The organism is Glutamicibacter sp. AGC84 (assembly GCF_053543575.1).
In genome coordinates, this window is the sequence record NZ_JBLVOC010000009.1 from 102,235 (window position 1) to 107,077 (window position 4,843).

At 62.9% G+C, this 4,843-nt stretch carries 6 protein-coding genes and 1 tRNA gene; 4 read left to right on the forward strand and 3 right to left on the reverse strand.

Features of this window, described 5'->3' with window-relative positions; genetic code table 11:
* Nucleotides 1-24: 24 nt before the first annotated feature.
* Nucleotides 25-97, reverse strand: a tRNA-Lys gene (locus ACNPN0_RS06510).
* A gap of 160 nt (nucleotides 98-257) precedes the next feature.
* Here ACNPN0_RS06510 and ACNPN0_RS06515 point away from each other — a divergent pair.
* From ACNPN0_RS06515 to ACNPN0_RS06530, 4 genes are all read left to right on the forward strand, one after another.
* Nucleotides 258-923, forward strand: coding sequence for a hypothetical protein (locus tag ACNPN0_RS06515; RefSeq protein ID WP_105658994.1), 666 nt, complete (start codon nucleotides 258-260; stop codon nucleotides 921-923).
* A 63-nt stretch (nucleotides 924-986) separates the two neighbouring features.
* Nucleotides 987-2,198: an MFS transporter gene (locus tag ACNPN0_RS06520; protein WP_448937245.1), complete on the forward strand. Its 1,212-nt coding sequence runs from the start codon at nucleotides 987-989 to the stop codon at nucleotides 2,196-2,198.
* A gap of 237 nt (nucleotides 2,199-2,435) precedes the next feature.
* The gene (locus ACNPN0_RS06525) at nucleotides 2,436-3,050 is read left to right on the forward strand and encodes a hypothetical protein (RefSeq protein WP_286134404.1); all 615 of its coding nucleotides are present in this window, start codon (nucleotides 2,436-2,438) and stop codon (nucleotides 3,048-3,050) included.
* 5 nt (nucleotides 3,051-3,055) lie between these two features.
* Nucleotides 3,056-4,084, forward strand: a complete 1,029-nt coding sequence (locus tag ACNPN0_RS06530; RefSeq protein WP_105658997.1) for an inorganic phosphate transporter — start codon at nucleotides 3,056-3,058, stop codon at nucleotides 4,082-4,084.
* Here ACNPN0_RS06530 and ACNPN0_RS06535 read toward each other — a convergent pair.
* Together ACNPN0_RS06535 and ACNPN0_RS06540 are read right to left on the reverse strand one after the other, a co-directional pair.
* Nucleotides 4,081-4,278 (reverse strand): helix-turn-helix transcriptional regulator, encoded by a 198-nt coding sequence (locus ACNPN0_RS06535; protein ID WP_105658998.1) that lies wholly within the window; start codon nucleotides 4,276-4,278, stop codon nucleotides 4,081-4,083. The genes ACNPN0_RS06530 and ACNPN0_RS06535 overlap by 4 nt on opposite strands.
* On the reverse strand, nucleotides 4,278-4,742 hold the full coding sequence (locus ACNPN0_RS06540; protein WP_105658999.1) for a hypothetical protein: 465 nt from the start codon (nucleotides 4,740-4,742) through the stop codon (nucleotides 4,278-4,280). The genes ACNPN0_RS06535 and ACNPN0_RS06540 overlap by 1 nt, the downstream gene beginning before the upstream one ends.
* Between the last annotated feature and the right edge of the window lie 101 nt (nucleotides 4,743-4,843).

Below are 4,843 nucleotides of genomic sequence, written 5' to 3' on the forward strand. Positions count from 1 at the left end.
CACCCCGGGTCCGGTTTCATTTTGTGCGCCCTGCGGGGATCGAACCCGCGACCAATGGATTAAAAGTCCAGTGCTCTACCAGCTGAGCTAAAGGCGCACGGCACAAGGCCAAAATCCATACTACCTGATGGACCGGCATGAGTATTAATCGGCGTATTCCGCAATTCGGCAGCCCGTAATTTCCGCTGGATCTTGGGGTTTGCAAGCTAAATCACTTGTTGGCGCAGAACTCAGGATCAGCGAGTATTCTGGAGCGCATGAGAGGTGCACGTGCAGGATCAAAAGTTGCCCAGGATGCGGGATTCCGCCATCACAAACCACGCCCCTTCGCCCCGGCAGATTTCGAGCCCTACGAGGGAGGCGCTGATCCGGCGCGCGTATCCGAGGCAGCCCATCTGTCCGCCCAGGCTTTCGTGCAGCGCGGCATTGCCAACAACGACCCCGAAGTTTCACGCCGGCTGATTGCGGTGGCCGAAGAAGAAGGGCTGGAGGTGCTCGCGCAGCTGTGGAGCGAGGCCCCGGCCCGCTCCCTGCCAGGTGCCCTGTGGCGCTTGTATGCGGTTCGCGCGGCAACGATGAGCAAGCCCGAGGTGCATTCTGCACGCTTCCAGGCTGGAGCCCATCGTGCCCAGGTCGAACGCATCGTCGCCGGAGTGGCCGAGCCGCCGACCGCCGAGGAGATGAAGAAGATGACCGGGTCGATTCTCTCCGGCGCCTTCGACGGCGACTTCGCCCACGCCTTGGAACGCACCGCCGCCTATTGCCGGGTACTGGCGCTGGGCATGACCGAGCATGCCGATGCCGCGGATTTTTCCAGCAGCGATCGGGGAACCAAGCTGACCCAGCAGGCCAAGGCCCTGATGGGCACCGCCGTGGATCTGGAAGCCTGCGCCCGGCTTTGGCGCCAGGACGCATTGGACTGAAACATGATCCCGCGCCCTTAGGATGGGTTGAGGAAGTTGCCCCTCAATTTTAGGCAGGTGGGTGTGGGCGCCGCATCGAGGACCAACTCTTCAGGGCTCGTACGCTGGTTGCTGATCCTGATCGCAACGGCGCTGCTTTCCCAAACGGCGCTGAACCTCATTCGTCCGGTGACCACCTACAAGCTCATCTCCTTTGGCTCCGGCGCGTTTACCGTCGGCGTGGTGACCGCCGCCTATGCGATCCTTCCGCTGTTCACCGCAATGATGCTGGGCCGGGCCAGTTCGCGAATCCGCAGGATCCGGTTCCTGATGGTCGCCGGCGTGGCCTTGCTGGCCGCTGGCGGCATCGGCATCAATTTCTCCCCGAATGCCTTGACCGTGGCGCTGGCCAGTGCCGTGCTCGGGCTCGGGCATCTGATGTTCACCATTGGCGGGCAATCCTCCATCGCCCGGTTCTTCCCCGACAGCGATCTGGACAAGGGCTTTGGCTGGTTCACGGCCGCCTACGCGGCTGGGCAATTCATCGGGCCGCTGATTGGCGGATTGGTGCTCGGCTCCGGTACCGATGCCGTCTCCCCTGAGCGCATCGCCGGCATCAGCCTGTCGCTGTGGATTGCGGCCGGGTGCTCGCTGCTAGCTGTCCCCTTCTTGCTTCCGAGCTGGCAGCCGAGGATTTCCAAGACGGCGCCGCAAACCCGCCCGGCGAAGTCCGAAGCCTCCATTCCCTCGGTCTTGCGCATCAAGGGCATGGCTTCGCACATGTTCGCCTCGATGACCTTGCTGGCCATGCTGGACATCCTCACGGCCTTCTTGCCGCTGGTGGCGGAGAAACATGGCGTCACACCCGAAGATGTTGGTGTGCTTTTGGCCATTCGAGGTTTCGCTTCGGTAGTTTCGCGGCTGTTCATCCCCAAGCTCTCGGCCCACTTCGAACGCAACCACCTGCTGGTCACCAGTTTGTACATTTCGGGCATAGCCATCGCGCTGGCCCCGATCTTCATCGATTCGCTGTGGGCCTCCGGGGCCGCGTTGCTGGTCGGCGGCTTCTTCCTGGGCCTGGGCCAGCCGATGACCATGACCATGATTTCCACCTCGGTGCCGGCGGTGGACCGCGGTGCCGCATTGGCCGTGCGGCTCATGGGAAATCGGGTCGGACAAGTAGCTTTGCCGATCATCTCGAGTACGGTCGCCGCGGGTTTGGGGCCGGCGGGAGCGATCTGGTTCTGCTGCGCGCTGCTCTGCCTGAGCGGAGCGGAGAAGAGCGTGCGCCGCTAGCGTGAGAAAACGCACGAGCGCAGCCCTGCGGTTGACAGCACACCGGTAGGGCGAGAACACTAGGTAACGGTGCCGGGCCGCTGGTAACCCCGGGCTCCAAAATTCTGCCGCTTCGAGCGGCCTTCCGCCGAGAGGCGTTCCCGGTCCGGCACCTTCAAATACCCGGTGTTAACTTCCACGTCGTAAACTGTTCTGCGTTGGTACCAATAGCCGTCGAATCGAATGGTGCGCCGTAAAGTGAAGTTCCAGATCTTTCCCTCCGCCTCGCGCGGCATCGAGTTGCTGTGCGGGTTGACGACGACCATTCGCACCTCCGTTGCCAATGTCGCCGAGATGATCGGCTCACCCGATACCCGTGCGGACCAGCTGCGGGATCTGGCCTCCGCGGAAGCCGAGGCCTCCGATCTGGTGCACGCGGTGCTCACCCACCTGCGAACCAGCTATATCAGCCCGCTTCCCCGCGAAGACATGTACACGCTCTCGCGCTTGCTGCACGAAACCATGGAACAGCTGCGCGGTACCGGCGAACTGATCATGACCGTTGGCTCCACCCCGCTTTCCGAGCGTTCCTCGGAGCAGCTTGAACTCATTTCGCAGCTGGCCGAGCTGGCCTCCGATTCGGTCCAGCGCCTGCATAACCTCGATGACCTGGAAGACAACTGGCTGCAGATGCTGCAGTTCTCCAAGCGCGCGGCCCGAACCCACCTGGTGTGGGTCAATGAGATCGCGAAGTTCGCCAAGCCAGGGACCATCCACCGCCACCAGCGCGTGGCCGACCACCTGATGCTTACCGCCAACACCCTGCGCCAGTTCGCCGACCACCTGGGTCGCGTGCTGGTGAAGGAGTCCTAGGGGAAATGACCATCCTTTCGGTCCTCACCGGATTCGCGATCGTCCTGACCCTGGGCTATGGCGTGCTCAACGGCTTCAGGGATTCCTCTACGGCCGTTGCGGCCTCCGTCCGCACCAGGGCGCTGCGCCCGGCCATTGCGGTCTCTGTGGCGGCGGTATTCGCCTTCCTCGGCACCTTGGCGACCTCGGGGCTGAGCGTGGCGCTGGTGGACAAGCTGAACTTCAATCTCCCCGATGGCGTCGTCGGATTGAAGCTGCTGATCTGCGGCCTGCTGACCGCCGGCGCGTGGGGCCTGTATTGCTGGTGGCGCGGCCTGCCGGTCAGTTCCACCCATGCGCTGTTCTCCGGCTTGGTGGGCGCCAGCGGCGCCTCGGCTTTCATGGGCGACCTGTCGATGTCCGGGGCCTGGGGTCTGCTGCTCGGCTCGGTGCTGCTGCCCATGCTGATCACCCCGGTCATCGCCTACCTGTTGTCCTATGCGCTGGTGATTCCGGCGACCTGGCTGATGCGCCACAACTCCTCGCGTTCGGTCAACAACGGCTCGCGCGCAGGCCAGGCCATCACCGCCTGCGCCGTGGCTCTGGGACTGGGACTGCAAGATGGCCAGCGCACCGGCGCGATGATCGCACTGGTGCTGATCACCGGTCATGCAATGGACCCGGGGCCCGTGACGTGGGCTATCCAGCTGGCCGCGGCCTCGGCACTGGGTCTTGGCGTGCTCCTGGGCGGATGGCGCATCACCTATACGCTCGGCCGCCGGCTGGTGAACTTCGATCCGCTGCGCGGCATGATCGCCCAGGGCGTAGCCGCGGCAATGCTGTTCCTCGGCTCGCTCGTCTTGCACCTGCCGCTGTCCACCACGCAGGCGGTAACCAGCGGCATCGTCGGTGCCGGCAATAACCAGTCTTTCGAATCGGTGGTGTGGCGCAATGTCACCAAGGTGCTGCTGCACTGGGTGCTGACCCCGATTGCCTGCGTTGCCTGCGGCGCGATTCTCACGCTGGCGGTGCACCCGCTGCTGGGCAACGCCTAGTCTTCGCCCGGAATGAAGAGGTCTTCGATTTTGCAGCCGAAGACCGCTGAGAGCTTGAATGCCAGCGGCAGGGACGGGTCGTAGCGGCCTTTTTCGAGCGAGATGACGGTCTGCCGCGAGACGCCCAGCAGGTCGGCCAATGCTTGCTGGGAGAACCCGCGTTCCCTGCGGTATGCACTGAGATTGTTCTCCACTAGCTTTCTGCCCGCTTAATGATGAAATAGCGGATTCCGAAGTCAAGCAACGCCAGCAGCACGACACCAGCCAGAACGAGGCCAAGTGATGCTTGGATCTGAATGAAGGAAAACACTGCGCCACCGAGGCCGCAAACTAACAGCAAATCCTGGAACACTCCGATGGCAGCTCTGTCATACCACTGGCTCTCCACCGATATCTCGGGGTTCCTTGTGGCACCGCGCAGGGTGTCGCGATCCAGCAGCAACGCCCAGCAAGCTGTAGAAAGCACCGGCAGCAAGCCAGCGGCCATGAGCAACGCTGCCAAGACGAAATGCTCCGGGGCGTTCAGCCGGGCGAAGAGCACACCTGCACCGGCTGAAAGCACTGCCCCTGCGCTGAGGCTGACGGCAATCAGGGCGCCCGACCCGCCACCGAAGCGCGAACGGCCCCATTTGCTCTGGCCAACTGCTTTTGAATCCATCGTTGTCCCCTATCCGTATTGATGTAAACCTCACTTTACTGACAAGCTAGCTTTACAGTCACGTGTGCTTTACATAAATAGTTAAAGTGCAGCGGGGGGCC